Below are 20,277 nucleotides of genomic sequence, written 5' to 3'. Positions count from 1 at the left end.
GAATTTCCTGTAAATACATATTCGGAGGCAATTTATAAAAATGGAATATTTTGAACCAATTAATGAGACATCTTATTTAGCCGTTCCCAATGCACCGGTATACCGTAAAATTATGCGGTGTTTTTACCGTGAATATGAGAAGATGCATTTCCAGATATATAAAGAAGATATATACCAGATGCTTAAGCAGGATAAGACGTTCACGGATTATACCATGGAACAGCTGATGACAGATTTGGAAGCCTTGGTCAAGTGGAAAAATCTTACTCCGATCCAGGATCCGGGAAGGGTTTACACCATAGCGGATTACAAGAATAAGCAGTATCGCTATACCATGTCGGAGTATGCGGTTGAGATTGAACGTCTCACGGTGCGTCTGGAAAATCTCTTTTTGGAATCCGGAAATTTATCCACGAATTTTTTTGTGCGTTTGGAAAAAAGTCTGCAAAAGGCGGAAGAAATAAAAGACAGCAGCCTGAAGGAGATCAATGAGTGGTGGGGAATGCTTCAGGAGGATTTTAAGAGGTTAAACCAGAATTATCAGGATTATCTGCGGGATTTCTATTCCGGAAAAACGGAACAGCTCATGAAGTCAGTGGAATTTGTTGTACATAAGGACAAGTTTATTAAGTATTTGAATGAATTTGTGCAGGAATTGCAGCGCCATTCCAAGCGGATTGAGCAGATTCTGACAGATAATATGTCCGTAATTGAAGAGAATATTCTGGAAAGAGTGATACAGAGTGAATTGGACATTCCACATGCGGTTTTGCAGCTTCATGGGAATGCGGAGCCGGGTATTCGTGAAAATGTGATGGGTAAATGGAATTCTTTGAAAAACTGGTTTATAGATTCTCAGGGAAACGAATGTGAGTGCAAAAAAGTTCTGAAAATCACGAATGACGTAATAAGAAGTATTATTCAGAATGCAGCGCTGATCGTTCAGTTCCAGAACGGCGGAATCAGCAGGAAGGATGATTATCGCAAGTTTCTGGAGCTGTTTTTGAAATGTGAGGATTTGGAAGAGGCGCAGAAATTGTCGGCTCATGTCTTTGGAGTACAAAAAATTCAGCATTTTAAGACGTTGGAACCCCGCGAGGGGGATGGAATCAATGAAAGCATTTATAAGGATGAGCCTGCTGTTTTTCTGCTGAAACCTCATACAAGATCTTATCGGGAGAAAAAAGACCGGAGAGGATTTACCGACAAGTCTTTGGAGAAATACATACAGAGGGAGAAGTATCTGCAGAAGATTAAACGGCAGAAAGAGATTGTTATGCATTACATCAAGGCTGACAAGATCACGTTTTCAGAGATAGAAGAGGTTATTTCAGAGGAGACAAGGATTACATTTTTGCAGTGGATCACGCAGGCCAATATGAATTCCCGGAAAACAGGAAGGACAGAATATGGGCAGGAATATCGTTTGACACGATCGAAAGGAAAATGCGTGTTAAAGTGCGAGGATGGGGATCTGGTCATGCCGGCGTTTGTATTGGAGTTTAAAACATTATGAATGAATTCAGAACACTGTTAGAGAATTTCTGGATTTGTAAGGATTCGGATAAGGAAACGTATTATAAAGTGAAACGAGATATTTCGAATTTTCAGAGGTTTGTCAGGGAGCAGCTCGGCTGGAAACTCGTTCACACGGAAAATTTGTTGAAATTAGAGAAAAGACCGGCCCATGCGGAATCGTTTATGGGAATCGGAGAATTTTTGGAAATCAGGGACTACTGTATTTTGTGCGTGGCGCTGATGTATCTGGAGGACAAAGAGGAACAGGAGCAGTTTCTGTTGTCGGAGTTGATTGATTATGTGGAAACGCAGCTAAAATCTTATATATCCATAGATTGGACTTCTTTCACTCAGAGAAAGTCTCTGGTCCGTGTCCTGCAATATATGGAGAAACTGCAGATGCTCCGGGTATATGAGGGACGCAGCGAGGCCTTTGGCTCGGAGGCCGGGCATGAAGTTTTGTATGAAAATACCGGATATTCAAAGTATTTTGCAACCAGCTTTCCAACCGGCATCTCCGGGTTTGAATCCTGGGAGGATTTTGAAAAGACGGATTTTGAGGAATTTCAGGAAAACAGAGGCGCCTTGCGCATCAACCGTGTGTATCGGCAGCTGACGGTGTGTCCGTCTATGTACTGGGAAAGCAGTGAGGACGCGGATTCACTTTATTTAAAAAATCAGCGTCAGTGGGTTGCAAAATATATCAATGATAATATGGGAGGCAATCTGGATCTATACAAAAATATGGCATGTATCTCATTGGACGGGGATGACTGTTATGGTTCTGTTCATCCAAGAGATGCCATGCTTCCGGAGATTGTGCTTCTGGTCTGTGGGAAGATACAGAAAGAGGTAGCGGAAGGAACTTTAGAAAAGCAGGAAAATGAATGTATTTACATGACAAGGGAACGCATTTCGGACGTGATTTTGTCCTGCCGCAGAGAGTGGAACAGCGGATGGAGCAAAGAATACCGGGAAATGGATGAGGACCTGCTTCTGGAACATGTGTTGAAATATATGAAATCCTGGCTGATGATTCGATATGATGGAACGCAGATTGTTATATTTCCGTCTGTGGGAAGAACAGCAGGAGTTTATCCGGAGGATTTCGAGGGAGGTACCGGGGAGTGAAAGACCGCTTTAAAATGAACCGCATAGGGTTCGTGAATTTCTGGTTATATGATGAAGAAGATTTTGAATTTGTGAATGGAAAGCTTCTGCTGCGGGGACAAAATGCGTCTGGTAAATCCATTACGACCCAGAGCTTTATTCCCTTCATATTGGACGGTGACCGTACACCGAGCCGGCTGGATCCCTTTGGGTCCAGCGACCGTAGAATGGAGTATTATTTCCTGGGGGAGGAAGGAAAGGACGAATCCACAGGATATTTATATTTGGAACTCAAAAAAGAGGGGGCGGAAGAATACCGTACCATTGCCATCGGGCAGAGGGCAAAAAAAGGAAAACCCATTGACTTCTGGGGATTTGTCATTTTGGACGGACGAAGGATTGGTTATGATTTGCAGCTGTACAAGGAGATCGGTTCGAGCAAAATCCCTTTAGACAGGAGGGAAATGAAAACAGAGCTTGGAGAAGACAATTTTTTTACGACAAGCCAAAGTGAATATAAAAAAGCGGTCAACCAGTACATTTTCGGATTCCGGAAAGCAGAGCAGTATGAACAGTTTATTAAATTGCTTGTGAAGGTCCGGGCTCCCAAACTTTCCAAGGAATTTAAGCCTACCAGGGTATATGAGATATTAAATGATTCTTTGCAGACGCTGACGGATGAAGACCTGCGCGCTATGGTGGACGCCATGGAGAAAATGGATGAGATTCAGGACAGTCTGGAGATTTTGAAGCGGGCCTTCGATGATGTGAAGATCATACGGAATGAATATACCCGGTATAATCAATATATGCTTGCTAAAAAGGCACAAGCTTATATGGCGATGAAGCAGAAGATAGAGGCAGAACAGTGTCAGCTTAACATACAGGAACAGAAAAGCCAGGAGACAGAGGCGGCCAGGAACAGCAAGAGTCAGCGTCTGGCTGACTTAGAAGAGCAAAAAAAGCTAAAAGGAATTGAGCGGGTCGGACTCCTGGACGCAGATTTGGAGGAAATCGACCGCAAGCTGGAGCAGGCCAGGGGAGAGAAAGAAGAGGCTGCGGGGAAGGTTACCGCTTGGGAGAATAAAATCCGGGATTATCAGGAAATAATCTGGCGGGAAGAGCGCAGAATAAAGGAAATTAAGGATCACCTGGATCAAATACAGCAGGAGATAGGGGATGCCAAGTCGGAACTGGGAGAGCAGCAGGAAATCCTTCAGTGGAATCAGCACGAAGAGGCTCTTCAGATGATAGACGGAGTAGATCATGAGAAAAGTGGGGAAATTGCAAAAAGCCTTGATTTGCTGAAAAAACTGTTGGCTGAATGCAAGAGAGAAATACGTGAGTATGAGGAGTTATCCGGACAGTACGATGAACTGGCGGCGCAGCTGGAAATGCTTCAGACTGAAAAAGCAGAGGATCAGCAGAAACTTAAGACTGCACAGGAAGATGTTGTCCGCTGTATGGATCAGTGGATCACAGCTGTCTATGAAGCAGAGAAAAAATCTGCTCAGTGGAGGCCTGACAGTGAGCTGCTTCCAAAACTGGAGGAGAAGATCCGGGAGTATCAGTCGGCAGCAGATGCAGAAATGGTGCAGGAGCTTTTGCGCACGGATTATGAGCGCCAGCGTCAGGAGCTGATGGATCAAAAAAGCAGTCTGGAGTATCAGAAGAAAATCCAGAAGGAGGAACTGGATCAGGAAAAAGAAAAACTCACATGTCTGCAAAATTCTGGGGATCTGGAGCCGGAGAGGGACGAGAGTGCAGAAGGTTCAAGAAAGGCGCTGGAGAAGGCTGGTATCAAAGCAGTACCTTTTTATAAAACGGTGGAATTTTCTGAGAATCTGGATGAGACGGGCTGTGCAAGGCTGGAGGCGCAGCTCCAGAAAATGGGGATTTTAGATGCGCTTGTAGTATCCGCGGATGATTTCGAGAATATCAGGAAGCAGTGTCCCGGTTTTTTGGATACGGTTTTGTATGTGAAAGAGGGCGGAACTTCCGGTTTTTCCAAGCTGACTGCCAGTGAAGAACTGGAACCTGCTCTGAAAGAGACTGTTCAGAGGATTCTAAGCAATATTTATGAAGAGAAAGAACATGGACAGGGAATTCACCTTGGAAAAGACGGAAGTTTCCAACAGGGAATTCTGGCTGGAAAAGCAGGCAAAACAGGTAGTGCTGAGTTTGTGGGAGTTCTGGCAAGAAAAAGGCGGAAAGAACAGAAAATCCGTGAGCTGGAAGGCCGGATTTCTGAGATAACAGAAGCAATTGTAATTTTGGAAAAAGAGATTACAGCGGTGCGGGAGCATTTGGAAAAATTGCAGGAGGAATATCAGAAGCTGCCTGGTTTTTCCGAGATTAACGCTGCCCTGGACCAGGAAAAAGAATGTGAATACAAGCTGCAGAAGATATGTGAGGAATGTGGAAAAAAAGAAGCGCAGGAGCGGCAGCTGATATTAAAAAAGAACCGGCAATACCAGACAATGCTTCAAAAGTGCAAACCATTTCCATACGGAAGAACAGAAGAGGCCTATGAGGAAGCCGATGATGCGCTGGAAGAATATAGCCGTATCTGGCAGGAGATCCGGCAGGCGTTACTGCAGTTTAGGACGGATCAGGAGAATCTCAGGGCAGAGAAGGATAGGCTCATTCAAAGTGAACAGCTGATGGATGATGCTTTTGTGGAGAAACGCAGCTGGAGCACAAAAGAAAAAGAGAGCGGGATTCGGATCCGGCAGTTTGAGGAGTACCTTAACCGTCCGGAAATTGCAGAAAAGGCAAACCGCTTAAAACAGCTGAAGAAAGAGCTGGACGAGATTGGGACCGAGTGTGATGCTTTAAAAAGAGATCTGGCTATTCTGGAGGAAAGGCTGCGGGTGATTCTGGAAGATGAGCCAAAACAAAAGGAGAGTCTGCGGCAGAAAATCATAGCAGAAACCTGCCTGAGAAATTATTTTGAAGAGGAACTTGCACTAAAGCTGGTATTTGCCAGAGAAAGCCAGGGGATTTTTGAGTGTGCCAAGAGAGCGGTGTCGGTACTTCGGGAAAGCGATAAGAACAGAGAGCCGACGGACCTGCTGCAGGCGCTTCATCAGGTATATCAGCGCCATAACGGCAGTCTGGTCAATTACGGCACATCTCTGGAGGAATGCTTTGACACGCCGGCAGAGGCGGCTCTGGAAACAGAGGCCGCGGCGGGCGCAATACGAAAGCGGGTACGGGTCGTTTCCTCGTGGAATGGGAAAAAGGTATATCTGGAAGAATTTTACGGAATCCTGAAACAGGCCATTGATGAGACGGAACTGCTGATCCAGAAGAAGGACAGGGAGCTGTTTGAGGATATTTTGTCTCAGACCATCAGCCGGCAGCTTACGGACCGGATTGCGGAAAGCCGGAAATGGGTTTCGGATATGTCGCAGCTCATGAAGGAAATGGATACCTCTATGGGCCTTATCTTTTCTCTGGACTGGAAACCCTGCAAAGCGGAAAATGATATGGAATTAGATACCGCAGAGCTTGAACAGATTCTGCTCAGAGATTATACGCTTCTGACCATAGAGGATATTGAAAAGGTTGCGGCGCATTTTCGAAGCAGAATCCGCACGGAAAAGCAGAAACTGGAAGAAAAAGGCGATATGATCAATTATATGGACCTTGTCAGGGATGCGCTGGATTATCGCAAATGGTTTGAATTCCACATGTTTTTCAGACGTGGGGAAGGGGAGCGGAAGTTTTTGACCAATGCGGCGTTTAACCGTTTCAGCGGCGGAGAAAAGGCTATGGCGATGTATGTTCCTCTTTTTGCGGCAGTCAATGCACAGTATAAAAAAGCGGAGCAGGAAGACCATCCGCGAATCATTGCTTTGGATGAGGCATTTGCAGGAGTGGATGACAAAAATATCAGCAGCATGTTCGAGCTTGTGCATAAGCTGGATTTTGATTATATTATGAATTCCCAGGCATTGTGGGGATGTTTTGAGACGGTAAAAGGACTTCGGATTGCAGAACTTTCAAGGCCTCAGGATTCACAGGTTGTTTCGGTGATCCGTTATACATGGAATGGACGTGAGAAGATATTAGATGTGCAATAATAAAGAATGTGCAAAATACTTTAAAAGCCAGCAGGCATATCATAGATGTTTTGAAGAATTTTGGAAAAAATGGAGATCTTACGGAAAAGCTGCCGGAAACATTACGCTTAAGCGGACTTCAGAGGAAGAGCGGCGGGCGGTAGGCGGCATAATCGGCAAAGTGTTTTATGAGGAAACAATCCGGTTTTCTTTCCTGGAATTTGAACAAGGACTGCAAAAAACACGTTTTGCGCCGGTTGATATGAAAGAGGTGCTGGAGGAATATTTCGGAGAGACGCTTATTACTACTCAGGGCCGGCAGAAAGAAGAGCTGGAGAGAAAAAATAAGTTTCTGGACAGAATCTGCGGATATTTTGAAAAAAATGCCGGCAGTAATTCGGCGGCGCTTTTATGGATGCGTGAAATGATTTCTGAGAAAAAATACGGATATCAGCTGTTGATGAGGGAGTATGCAAAAGATGAGAAGCAGGCGGAACAACTGGTGCAAAATGTGGGAAACGCAGTGTTTAAGCTAAAAGAGCCGGAAAACGGCGAAGAGGAATATCCGTTAGCCGTGCTGGCCGCTGAGATAACAGATAATCCTCATTATTTCGACCGTGGCACAACTGCCGGACTGCTTTTTATACACGCAATTTGCTGGTGCGAAAAAATGAAATTGCCCGAAAGCGCACATCAGTGGCGGAAACTGCTGATGCAGGTTTCAATTGTTCCGGACAACATATCTTCCATGGTCCACGGTTATGGGCTTCGGCTGCTCACGGAACAGGGATGGCATTTGGCCTATGATACGTTCTGCGACCGAAAAGAAACATATGTGATTACCATGGAGAATATGAAAGGGATCATCGGCGTGCAGGCAGTTGGGGAGAAGGTGTATGTAGTTGAGAATGAGATGGTTTTCAGCTATTTAATCCATAATCTGAAAAGTTCGGACCATACCCTTCTGTGTACTTCCGGTCAGCCCCGTTCCGTGGCCCAGATACTGATACCCTATATTTTGGCCAGTGGGGCCGAAGTTTATTATAATGGGGATATTGATCCGGATGGGATCTGTATCGCCGACAGGCTTTGGCTGAAATTCGGGGATTGCATTCATATATGGAGAATGACGCCTGCGGATTATGAAAAAAGCCTGTCAAAAGAAAAAATAGGGGATATCGGAAAATCAAAGCTTGAAAATATCAGCCATCCTATATTGAAGAAAACGGCGGAATGCGTGAAGGAAAAACGGCTGGCCGGATATCAGGAAAATATGCTGAAAGAGCTGCTCGAGGATATGAAAACCTGAGGCGGGGACACATCTTTTGGTTCCGCCAAGATTGGATTTCGCTTTGGGGGAATAACGCTATGAAAGAGGAATTGCAAGACCAGCCTGCAACTGTTGTAAATTTTGCGATAGTTCAAAAGGACGGGGCAAGAACCGTAGTGAGACGGGTTGCTCCCTATAATTTGGATGTTGCAAAAGCGTATAGTATAAGTAGAGGGATTTTTCTAAAGGGAATATCGGCAGAGGTATTCTAAAAAAGCAAGAGGAGGAAGGCTGGGGCACAAAAATCATTGACCGTATGGTCAATAAATTAAAGGATGCCTTCTCAAAAATGTTAGGTTTTTCGCCAATAAACATAAAATATATGAGGAAGTTTGCGGAAAGTTGGCCTGACTTTGAAATTGTGCAACGGGTCGTTGCACAAATACCATGGCGAACAAATATTTCTTTAATGGACAAACTAAAAGATGAAGAAAGTCGTATTTGGTAGGCTTATATTCTAGTCCACTTTATGTAGAACAAAGCTGGTAAGAATAAAAGTAGGTGTGACATGAAACGGTGCTTTTATTTGTGATGTAAATGAAGTTAGACAAGCGAAACTCCGCCAGGGATGAGCCATGTCTTTCAGACATCATTATTATCCACTCACCACATGTGGAAACCGTCTGCCTTCTTGTGCAGAAACTTTGATTCCAGGCGGATTTTCGGGATTATTTTGAAAAAATGGAGTTGTGTTTTAATGGGAAGTGAGATGGATAAGTTTCCCTAAAACGGGGATGGGGTAAAGCGGTGTAGGTATGAAAATGTAGTTAGTTACGATTAAATAAATTATGTGGCAAAACCTAAATTATTAAGCAAAATACCGATTTGACTGATAAAATAACCTAAATCTATTAAGAATGGAGAAAAAAATGCGTAGCATAAAGAAAGACTATTCTTTTTTCTGTGAGGAAATAAATAAAATACAACATTTTAGGAACATAACACAGTTATCATATTGCTTAACTAATAAAATGTTAGAAGATAGTTCAAGCGAATCATTGAAACAAATACGAAATCAATTAAAGCCACACATGGAAAGAAAGTAAAAAGTATAGTTATTGTGCTGCTGATCGTGAAATAAAGGATATACATCTAATATGTGAATGGATTACAGCGGAGGAATATGCAAAGCGGTTAGAATTACCTATTTCAAAAGTAGAACAGATGGCGAATAATCATGAATTAGGGTATACAATAGTTGAAAAAGATGTAACTTATATAATATGGCCAAAAGATCAACAATCAATTAATTCTGAAGAACTACCGAAGTTTGGGAAAAAAACTTACAAAGTAGAAGTGGAACAAAAGGCTTTAGCCTCAATCAATATAGAACAAAACCCAAGAGATTTTGTATTAGCGCTAATGGGAAAGAGTACCAAGACAATGAATGTTCTTGAAAAGGAAGCTGATTATAGGCTTAATGAAAATACTTTTCTTTCTTGTTGGTCTGCTTTTGAGACTTTTATTAAGAATATTATATATACATTTTTGGACATTAATCCAAGCCTAATTTTTGAGAGCAAAAAAATGGGTAAAGAAACTATAACATATAAAGAAATTTACGAATATTCAGATGCATTTAATAATATTGAGAAGATGAAAAGAATGATAGCTGATAATATAATTTGTAATCAAGAAAAAAATGGGCAATCAATACATTCTTTGATTAATCTTATTAAAGAATATTTCCTAAAGAATGAGGATCCTTATAATACTTGGTATGTTTATGATGGAATTAAATATCAAATTGATTATTGCACTTTAATAGATATAAAAGAAATAAGAAATACGATTGTACATGATAAGGGGGTAGTTAATGTAAGTAGGTGGAAAAATATGAAATTGGTTCCGATACCTAAAAGTGGAATTGTTGAAATTGATGATGATTTATTTAATAGGTGTCTGATAATTTTAAAAGCAATTTCATTTAGAATCAATCAACTAGCCCAGAAGCAATTATCAAAAGGATTGAGTAAGAAAGATTAGATAGTTCCTATTCTATATAAGTATAGGTGGAGTAAAGTTAATAAAAGGGGTGATTTACAACTGAAAGGGGTAAGTGGGGTAAATTAGCAGGTAAATTCACCCCGTTGTGTATCTGTATATATCTTTTTGCCATGTAGTATAAACTTTTTGTCCCACCGCATTGCGAGGTTTGTGTCGAATTGTGTCGAAAGTAGATGAAGAATAGGAATGAGTACAGACTAACGAGGATAAAAATAGTGGGGCATTTAAAGAAAAACAACTTATGTACAGTAAAGATAATAGATCGGACAGCTCATTTTCTTGACCGAAAAAGCGGGACAAGAAACATCGGATAATTATTAAAAGCATTTTGTTCTGGAGGAGGAAGAAAACAGTGCCATTTGAAAAAGGTGGAAGAGCAGATAAAGAGGGTAATAGGTATGAAATAAACTGTATAATTTATGAGCTTCTTAACATTTTAAATGAAATAAATTACAGTGTAGTAGTAGAAGCACTTGGTACTGATGAAATTGGCACAGATATCCTAATAACAACTCTTGATGGTGAAAAGGAAAATCAGCAATGTAAAGCACGAAATGCAAGTAAAGAGTATTGGGATATCTCTGATTTAAAGGCGAAAAATATATTATCTGCGTGGAAAATTCAGTTAAACAGGGATTGTAGTAGAAAAGTGGCATTGGTTAGTCCGATGGCTTGTACCTTTTTATTTGATTTACATAATCGGGCATGTAATACCAGTGGTATAGCAGAAGAATTTTATTCTATACAAATTATGAAAAGCAGCAAGGAATTTCGAAAATTCTATAAAAGTTTTTGTTCTGAAATGAGTCTAAATAGCGATGTAGAGGCTGAAGTTTTAAAAAGTATAGATTATTTAAAGAGAATTTATTATAAGCAGATATCCGAATATGAATTGCAAGAACTTATATTTCAAAATATAAAATATTTATTTAGCAGCGAAAGAAAAACAGTTTATAATGCTTTTCTTTCGTTTATAGTCATGGAAGATATATTGGGAAAAGAAATTACACAAACAGTATTAATTGAGTATTTTACAAAACAAGGGATTGCATTCCGTTTGAAAGATGGTGATAAAAGGATTTTGCCAAGGATTAGTGAGGTTAATCAAGAATATAGAGAGAATTTCAGGCCGTTACAGGGGGGCTTGATATTTAGAAAAGAGTTTGACGATTGCATAAAGGAAATTGCAAATGAAGAATCGATAATTATTTCTGGAAATGCAGGCTATGGAAAAAGTGGGTGTACAGAAGCAATTTTAAATTACTGTGAGGAAAAGAATATTCCACATATTGCAATAAAACTTGACCGGCGAATACCACATAAGAACTGTGAATTTTGGGGACAAGAGTTAGGCTTTCCAAATTCAATTGCACATTCAATACATCTTATTTCGAGAAATGAAAATGCGGTAATTATTTTAGACCAATTAGATGCTTTAAGGTGGACACAGGCATATTCTAGTGAAGCTCTTGCAGTTTGTATGGAACTAATTAGGCAGATAAAATATTTGAATTATGAAAGAAAGAAGAAAATAGTTTTAGTATTTGTCTGTAGGACATATGATCTTGAAAATGATAATAATATAAATTCACTATTCGAAAAGCAGGACTCACCGGAGAATGATTGGGAAATAGTTAGAGTAAACGATTTCGAAGAAGATGTAGTAAAAGAAATCATAGGTGAAAATTATGAGCAATTGTCATATAAATTAAAAAAATTATTAAGAATACCTAGCAATTTATATATTTGGCAACATTTGGACAAAGAAGAATTCTATATAGATTGTTTAACTACCAGCCATTTGATAGATAAATGGTTTGAGCAAATATGTAAAAAAGGTGTAGTTGTAGGATTGCAGCAGAGGGTCATCAATGAAACTAAAATAAGTATCGTTGATAGTTTAGATAAAACGGGCCGTTTATATGTTCCAAAACAAATTTTACATGTTGAACAAGCCGGTTTAGATTATCTGATATCATCAGAAATTATTATGGTTCAAAATAATAAAGTTGGATTTGTACATCAATCGATTTTAGATTATTTTATTTCTCAGAGAATGATGGAGAAATATTTTGATGGACAAACCATAGAAAATATTATAGGAGAAAAAGAAAAACAAAATCCTGGAAGAAGATATCAGGTACAAATGTTTTTACAAAATGTACTGGAATATGACAGTAGAGATTTTATTTTTGCTGGCGAGAAAATGTTAATTTCAGATAGTGTAAGATATTATGTAAAATATGTTTTTTATGAAACACTAGGACAAATTAAAGAACCAGATGATAATATCTCGCAATTTATTATTGATAATTGTGAAAATAAGATTTACGGAAATTATTTATTGGATAATGCAATATTTTCGAGAAAGCAATATGTGGTAATCTTAAGAAATCAAGGCATATTAGAACGATGGTATTCGGAGCCGGAAAAAAAAGTTGTAGTTTTTAATTTATTGCAGAGCATTAGTCCCAATTTAGATGGTGAGGATATATCTTTCATAAAGAAGTATGCTTTTAGTAATAGAAATGATGACGAACAGTTCATGAGATGCTTTCTTCATGATATTACACAGGAAAGTGATGAAATGTTTGAACTTAGGATGCTGTTTTATGAACATTATCCTGAGTACGCAAAAGAAGTTTATATAAATATAATATCTATGATGAAACAATTTGAAACAAGGACTATCAGACTTATTTCATTTTGGTTAAAAAATAAGGTTAAAAGTCAGGGAAGTTACATATACCGTTATGAAGAAGAATTAGTAGATTCAGATAATCCTTTTTTAATAGAAAATTCAGAATTTGTGCTTGATGAATTACTTTCATATATCCCAAAAGAAAATGGATGGGAAGTAAAGTATAGTGATTGGTCAGGAAGGTATATGCATAAAAGAAATATTGAAAGAGCCTGTGTTGAGTTAGTCAAAAAAGCCACTATAGCATTAATCCGTAAATCTCCAGATGCTTTTTGGGGATATTATGAATTATATATGGGGAAGGGATATTATGTATTTAATGAAATAATTTTGACTAGTTTAGCATATTTATCTTCTCAATATAGTAATCAGGTAATACGTTATCTTAGCATGGATTTGAATAAAAATATTTTTGATTATACCAGTGGGGGAGAAGATGAATTGGGGCTTGTAAAAGAAGTTTTGAAAATTCATGCAATCAGATGCGACAAAGAAGAATTATTAGTGATAGAAAATGTAATTTGCAAATATATTTCGCCCAATGCGCCTGAATGGTATAAGAGAAGAATTGAACAGAACAAAAGTAAAGATTATAATCCTGTATATTGGAGTTTTTGGGGAGATTTGCAGTATAAACTGTTACAATGCTTACCAGAAGATAGGATTAGTAAAAAAACAAAAGATTTATTGCATGTACTTGATAGGCGCTTTTATAAAGTCCCGTTACTTTATGGTAATCTGAATGGCCATTTAGGATGGGTAAAATCGCCCGTCTCAGGAAAAAATATTGGTAAGGCACAGTGGCTTCAAATAATAACTAACAATAAATTAAAAAATAGAAACCATTTCAATTCGGTTGAAGTAAAAGATGGATTTATTGAAAGTTCCTATAAAATGTATGCGAACGATTTCCAAACAGCAGTAAAACAGCATCCAAAAGAAATGATAGAACTTGTCTTAGAGAATAAGGAACGGGTGTTACCTGCTTTTATTGATGCTATGTTTTTGGGTGTGGAAATGTCGGAAACTCTGGAGACAGTTGATTTTAAAGTTATAGAAAAGATGTTACTTACATTTCCGTGTGATATGGAAACACATAGAGCTTCGTATTTCTGTGGAATACTTGAAAAAATAAGTGATTTTTGTTGGTCATCAGAAATAATGCAACAATTAAAGAATATTGCTTTAAAACATTGTAATCCAGAATTAAACAAACCCAATGTAACAAATTCTGAAGATAAAGAAATGAAAAGCTGCGAAATGTTACATAGTAATGCATTAAACTGTGTTAGGGGAAGTGCCGCAAGAACAATTGGACATTTTCTCTGGGAAGATGAAAAACTATTTTTACAGTTTAAAGATGTTATTGAAGGATTGACAAAGGATGAAAATCCGGCTGTACGTTTTGCGGCCTTGTATGCTTTATGGCCATCCTATAATATTGACAGAGAGTGGACAGAAGAAAAGATCATATATTTATATGAGTTAGATATTCGAATGGCAAGTTTTCATGATTCAAAAGATATGTTCTTTCTTCTATATCCTAAATACAAAGCCTGCAAATAAAAAGTCAAGGCTAAATTTATGAAAATTGAAAATTTTATACAGGTTGAAAAATAGGTATCAAAACAAGACCACCACACCCGTGCTGGTCTAAAGGAAATCGTTAGGAAGCTATTCGGATTCTGGAAGTGATGAAAGATATTCTTTCACCCGACCATAGTAGATTCGTAAAAATTTATTGGCTCCGGCAGTCATGTAGACGTAATAAGGCTTACCTTGAGCACGTTTCTTATCGAGGAACTGATAAACAGGATCATCCTGAGGCATGGTTTTGATTAAAACATCCATTACCTGAAACAGGGTCTTGCGGAGATCTGCGGAGCCTCGTTTGGAAGTAGGAACACTCTTTTGCTCATAAGAGCCAGATTCATTCACACCAGGATCCACGCCGGCAAAAGCTGTGAGTGCGCCTTTGTGAGTGAAACGGGTCACATCGCCAAGCTCAGCCATGAGTTGTGGACCAAGTGATAGACCTATGCCTTTCATCTGCATGACGATAGGATATTCTGGGAGCTTAGAGGCTGTTTCGTTCATGAGGGAACGCAATTCTTCCACAGTTACAGAGGCACTGTTAAGTTGGTCAACCGCTTGCTTGATAATGAGTTTAGTTACTTCGTCCTTTGGAAGTACAGGAACAAGTTCCTTTGCTTTTCCATAGATTTCCTCAGCTTTTGGCCGGCTGAAGTTGTACTTCTTTCTTTTGCACCACTTCTGATAGTGGTCAATGAAGGCATTTAAGGACATCTTACGAACACAGTCCACATGCCAGTAAGTGGATGCAAAATCAACCCATTTCTGGCTGCCGTCATTACGTGCAGGACTGTCAAAGTAGGTATTGACGCCAGGATAGGTTTGATCAAGGATGCCGATGAGGTTATTCTTCATAGCCGTCTTGTGCTTCATGTAAAAGCCGAACTGACGGTTCATGGTTTTGAGCTGATTGCGTAATTCATCCATAACACTATACTGTTTGAGATTTTGCCACTTGTCAAGTGCATATCGGGCGATTTTGACGGCATCCGCTTTATCAGACTTAACCTTACGAAGGGAATCATTATCAAAGTCCTTGATAAGCTTTGGGTTGATGGCGCTGACGAATAAGTTGGCCTCGGAAAGTTGGTGTGCAAGGACTTCATAATAACGTCCGGTGTGCTCCATGACAATACGGGATTCACCGTCAACGGAATTGATAAGTCCAACAAGAGACTGAATGTCACTGGCCGTGTGTTTGACCTCGAAAGGCGCAGCAACAATCTCACCGAAAGGGCGCATGATAGCAACCACACTTTTACCTTTAGAAACATCGATACCTACTGCGTTCATAAATTTGTCACTCCTTAAGATTTAATCATGCAATGGATAAGCACCAGTTTTACTCATTGCCTATTCAATCTACTGTGGTGTGACACGAATGCACCTAAGGCGATTCAACCTGCATAAAACGAACGCTGCGAATGAGGAGCTGGTTATCAGTCTTTGTTACGGACGCGAAGTCCAAGAAAGGAAGACGACATACCTATTGCTCCATCATTATACAGCTTAAGCAACAAGATGGATAATTCCTTACTGGCTGTAAGGGATATTAACCATAAATATATTGTAGTAGAAAGGATTATTAATATTATAAAGAAATGTTTTGAATCTGAGGATAAACAACTTGTAGAGATGGGAGGACATGCTGCTTGTGAATTTTATATACGGTATGCTGAATTTGAAACGATTATATTGTCTGTCAAATCTAATGGCGAAGATCAAATAAGGGCCATATTGGATATGGCAGTAATCTATTTGAATGTTAACGATTATCGGGAGAAGGCAAAAAATATAATTCTTAATTATAATAATATTGATATGGATGTAGAGTTTCCGTTATCTAGAATATTCTATGATAAATATGTTGATGCCAAGCACGATAGACAGTTCTTGCAAGAGTTTATGAAAGCTAAGATAAGCAGAAGGACAGTACAGGCGTTTATTCATTATCTAGAGGAAAACGCAGTTTCTATTGTTGACTATGCAGACATTATTATACAGCTATGTGAAAATATTTTGCAGATGAAACTAGAAGATTTGAGAAAGCAATGGGGTATAGAAGATGAGATTTCAAAATTAATTATAACTTTATATGATGAAACGGCTAATTCTAATAAAGTTACAGATAATCAGATTGCTGCTAAATGTCTGGAATTATGGGATATAATGTTTGAAAGGCAGTTAGGTTCAGTGAGAGAGGTCAGCAGAAAGATAATGGAACGGTAAACGGAGGATGGTGGAGTAGAGTATGACGCTTCCGCCAAGGCAACTTACAATAATAGTGAATTAAACAAAAATTATGAAAATGTCAGTGATATAGTTGTTACAAAAAATCTGAAAGAAGAGGATACATATAGAAAGTATTGTCCTGTTGTAAAAGAGGATTAAAGGATGACGTAGGGAATTTGGAGAAGGTGGTATTATGAAGTGCAAAGGCATTTTTGTTTTGTGAAAGGGTACTGGTTCTAGAATGTTTACGTATATTCAACTAGCAATAACATTACTTTTCCGTATATACATCAATATATAAGCTTAAAAATATATGGTATAGTCTTTATGTGCTTATAGATTGGTTAGAAAATGGTTTACAGAGAATATAAAATGCTGGTTTGATAAGTGTTGTGGTGGAGATCCACCAAGGGAAAACGAAAGTATGCCAAATGACGTCCTGTTTAATACCTGGTAATTATAAGATGTCCGATGTAATGATATCTTCTTTGACGGACCATATAGACTGATAGTAAAAGCTAATAGAAATGAGTAAAAATAAAAGCGACAGGAAATTTATAAAAAGGCAGGTGCCATTTTCATGCACATACAAGCATACAATCTGGATTCTCTCCGAAAAATAATACGGAGTCTTCAAGACGAAAACAGACGATTAAAAGACCAGCTGTCAAGGGCCAATATTCCCTGTGAAACGTCCAATATTTTTATAGAGAAAATTGAGAAAATTGAAGAGTATGATCCGGATCAGGGTGGGCGCATCCTGGACAGATATATTACAAAGGATTTGGCTAACCAGTTTTTTTCATTTTTCTGGGGCCGAACGGATGTGTATGCTAAAAGAGGAAGAAAAGGCGGCTATTTTCCACAGTGCAATAACAGATGGAATGACAGGATATGTCCGAAGCAGCGCAAAGAGAAATTAAGCTGTGAAGCTTGTGAACATAGGGAATGGACGAAGCTTACGCCGGAAAAAATAATAGATCATCTTGTTGGATATAAAGAAGATGGATCTGACGTACTGGGGGTATATCCGCTATTTTCTGATGGCACTTGCCGATTTATTGTATTTGATTTTGATAATCATGAAAAAGGAGCGGAGCAGACGGATTTTGCTAATGTTACGGAAGAATGGAATGAGGAAGTTGATGCACTGCGATTAATCTGTGAGAGTAACGGTATTACACCCCTGGTGGAACGGTCAAGGTCCGGCAGGGGTGCTCATGTATGGATCTTTTTTAAGAAACCGGTATCTGCATCACTTGCAAGAAATTTCGGATTTTTGTTATTGGACAAAGGGTCTGCATCTATTAATCTGAAATCATTTCATTATTATGACCGCATGTACCCGTCACAGGATGTGGCAAGCAGTATAGGAAATTTGATAGCGCTGCCATTACAGGGAAGGGCACTTAAAACTGGAAATAGTGCATTTGTCGATAAAAACTGGAATGCTTATCCGGATCAGTGGGATATTCTTTTGAATCATACAAAGAAACTTTCCATGGAGGATATCATAAGACGGATGAAAGACTGGCAGGAAGAACTTTCGGGTTATGGAGACATTCCAGTTGCGGTTATGCAACAAAACAGACCTAAACCATGGAGAAAAAAGGATGGCTTTGTGAAGTCGGATATTATAGGAAAAATGCATATTATACTGGGGAACGGTGTATATGTTGATGCACTGAATTTAATGCCGCATCTGCAAAATCAGATTAGAAGCATGGCGGCATTTGATAACCCTGTGTTTTATAAAAATAAAAGACTTGGTTATTCCAATTATTATAATTTCAGTGCAGTATATATGGGGAAGGATGAGGATGGCTATATCTGTATTCCGAGAGGACTTCGTGACAGTCTGATAGCATCCTGCCGGGAAGCAGGAATCGACTATGAAATCGAGGACCACAGGGAAAAGGGAAGACCGATAAGGATTACCTTTCAAGGAGATCTTCGGATGCAGCAGGATTTGGCGGCAAACAGGCTGCTTGCCTATGATCAGGGAGTGCTTAGTGCAGCAACTGCCTTTGGAAAAACGGTAGTATGCAGTTATCTGATTTCAGAAAGAAAAGTAAACACACTCATATTGATTCAAAGTAAGGAACTGCTGGAACAGTGGGTAGATGAACTGAATAAATTCCTGATAATAGATGAGGAACCGCCAATCTATAAAACAAAAAGCGGCAGGGAAAAACGTAGGGAAAGTGTGATCGGAGTTCTGCATGGAAGTAAGAATACGCTGACCGGTATTATAGATGTGGCGATGGTAGGATCTGTTTATAGTAAAGGGAAATTTAATGACCGCATTAATTCTTATGGTATGGTTTTGATGGATGAGTGTCATCATTGCGGTTCTAATACCTCGGTAGTAGTGATGCAAAAGGTCAATGCCAGATATGTGTACGGGGTTTCGGCAACGCCTAACAGAAGTGATAATCTGGATAAAATCATTTATATGTTGCTTGGACCGGTCCGTCACCGTTATACAGCAAAGGAACGCGCTATTGAGCAGGGAATCGGTCATTATGTGTATCCGAGATATACAAGAGTAATTGATACCGATGAGAGCAGAAATGATATTAATGAAGCATATTCCCTGATCAGCAGCAGCCATGTTCGAAACGATATGATTCTTGAGGATACGAGAGCATGTGTGAAAAAAGGAAGAACGCCGGTCATTCTGACCAGATATAAAGAACAGGCAAAGTATCTGTATGATCACCTGCAAATGGATGCGGATCATGTATTGATTCTCTATGGAGATAATAGTGATAAAGAAAACTCACATGTAAGGCAGCAATTAAAAGAGATCTCCAGGAATCAGAGCCTTATTTTGGTGGCGACAGGTCAGAAGATAGGAGAAGGTTTTGATTATCCGAGACTAGATACGCTGATGCTGGCCGCGCCGGTTTCATTTTCCGGACGGCTGGAGCAGTACCTGGGAAGACTGAACCGTGATTATGAGGGCAAGAGCGAAGTTATTGTCTATGATTATATAGACTCACACATCAGAACCTTTGATAATATGTATGCTAAGCGGCTGCGAACATACAAACGTACAGGATTTCAGTTGATTGCAAATGGAATTTTTCCAAAGCAGACTGCAAATGCTATTTATGACAGTGATAATTATACGGATGTATTTGAACAGGATCTGGTAGAAGCGGAGAAGAGAATTATTGTTTCAAGCCCAAAGCTTACACTGGAAAAGGTAAAACGTTTTTCTTATCTTGTGAAAGCAAGACAGGAAGCTGGATGCGGGGTGACTGTTGTTACATTGGATCCTCAGAATCTTTCTTATGGGAGTTCGGAATTTTGTTACGGACTAATATGTGAAATGCAGCGAAACGGTATTCATGTGATCACAGGAGAGGATATTGCAGAGCATTTTGCAATCATAGATGATGAGCTTGTATGGCATGGCGGTATGAATCTTTTGGGGAAACAAGATGCCTGGGACAATTTGATGAGAATTAAGTCAGCGCAGGTGGCAGCAGAGCTCTTGGAGATTGTAGCGGATAAAGAGAAGGGGGGAGTTCGATAAAATGTGGTTAATTGAAAAGTTAAATGCAACATAAGCTGTTGCACTTAGAATTACATGAACAGGGAGCCATAGAGTTGCAGCTGCAACTTCATGGTTCCTTTTTCGGTCATCTTCCGGTATAGTGGTTCCGGTTCTGCCTTCGGATTGGAGGTATCTATGAGCAAGAAACACCTTA

The 20,277-nt window shown here is 39.4% G+C and carries 11 protein-coding genes; 10 read left to right on the top strand and 1 reads right to left on the bottom strand.

Features of this window, described 5'->3' with window-relative positions; genetic code table 11:
• Positions 1-40 precede the first annotated feature (40 nt).
• The 8 genes from ABID13_RS24110 to ABID13_RS24075 all read left to right on the top strand — a co-directional run bounded on the left by ABID13_RS24110 (position 41) and on the right by ABID13_RS24075 (position 14,299).
• A complete protein-coding gene (locus ABID13_RS24110; RefSeq protein WP_048929564.1) occupies positions 41-1,516 on the top strand; it encodes a TIGR02677 family protein in 1,476 nt (491 codons plus the stop codon).
• Positions 1,513-2,649: a TIGR02678 family protein gene (locus tag ABID13_RS24105; RefSeq protein ID WP_048929563.1), complete on the top strand. Its 1,137-nt coding sequence runs from the start codon at positions 1,513-1,515 to the stop codon at positions 2,647-2,649. Before ABID13_RS24110 ends, ABID13_RS24105 begins: the two co-directional genes overlap by 4 nt.
• Positions 2,646-6,716, top strand: coding sequence for a TIGR02680 family protein (locus tag ABID13_RS24100; protein WP_048929562.1), 4,071 nt, complete (start codon positions 2,646-2,648; stop codon positions 6,714-6,716). Before ABID13_RS24105 ends, ABID13_RS24100 begins: the two co-directional genes overlap by 4 nt.
• Complete coding sequence (locus ABID13_RS24095; RefSeq protein WP_048929561.1) at positions 6,706-8,004, top strand: TIGR02679 domain-containing protein; 1,299 nt, start codon at positions 6,706-6,708, stop codon at positions 8,002-8,004. The genes ABID13_RS24100 and ABID13_RS24095 overlap by 11 nt, the downstream gene beginning before the upstream one ends.
• Before the next feature lie 59 nt (positions 8,005-8,063).
• Positions 8,064-8,237, top strand: a complete 174-nt coding sequence (locus tag ABID13_RS24090; RefSeq protein WP_147338554.1) for a virulence RhuM family protein — start codon at positions 8,064-8,066, stop codon at positions 8,235-8,237.
• Complete coding sequence (locus ABID13_RS24085; RefSeq protein ID WP_227162500.1) at positions 8,219-8,473, top strand: DUF1016 N-terminal domain-containing protein; 255 nt, start codon at positions 8,219-8,221, stop codon at positions 8,471-8,473. Before ABID13_RS24090 ends, ABID13_RS24085 begins: the two co-directional genes overlap by 19 nt.
• 716 nt (positions 8,474-9,189) lie before the next feature.
• Complete coding sequence (locus tag ABID13_RS24080; protein ID WP_048929560.1) at positions 9,190-10,011, top strand: hypothetical protein; 822 nt, start codon at positions 9,190-9,192, stop codon at positions 10,009-10,011.
• Between the two features lie 373 nt (positions 10,012-10,384).
• Positions 10,385-14,299 carry a hypothetical protein gene (locus ABID13_RS24075; protein ID WP_197092171.1) on the top strand — a complete coding sequence of 1,305 codons (3,915 nt, stop codon included), beginning with the start codon at positions 10,385-10,387 and terminating at the stop codon, positions 14,297-14,299.
• 108 nt (positions 14,300-14,407) lie between these two features.
• Here the strand turns inward: ABID13_RS24075 and ABID13_RS24070 are convergent, their stop codons facing one another.
• Positions 14,408-15,619 carry an IS110 family RNA-guided transposase gene (locus tag ABID13_RS24070; protein WP_048929559.1) on the bottom strand — a complete coding sequence of 404 codons (1,212 nt, stop codon included), beginning with the start codon at positions 15,617-15,619 and terminating at the stop codon, positions 14,408-14,410.
• A gap of 153 nt (positions 15,620-15,772) precedes the next feature.
• Between ABID13_RS24070 and ABID13_RS24065 the strand changes: the two genes are divergently transcribed.
• Positions 15,773-16,555: a hypothetical protein gene (locus tag ABID13_RS24065; protein ID WP_048929558.1), complete on the top strand. Its 783-nt coding sequence runs from the start codon at positions 15,773-15,775 to the stop codon at positions 16,553-16,555.
• Between the two features lie 583 nt (positions 16,556-17,138).
• Entirely contained in the window at positions 17,139-20,102 is a 2,964-nt protein-coding gene (locus ABID13_RS24060; protein WP_048929557.1) for a TOTE conflict system archaeo-eukaryotic primase domain-containing protein, read from the top strand.
• The last annotated feature ends 175 nt before the right edge of the window (positions 20,103-20,277 follow it).

This window comes from Enterocloster citroniae (genome assembly GCF_040545455.1).
Lineage (GTDB): Bacteria > Bacillota > Clostridia > Lachnospirales > Lachnospiraceae > Enterocloster > Enterocloster citroniae.
Note: the sequence above shows the minus strand (reverse complement) of the source record. Positions and strands in the feature narration are given on the sequence as shown.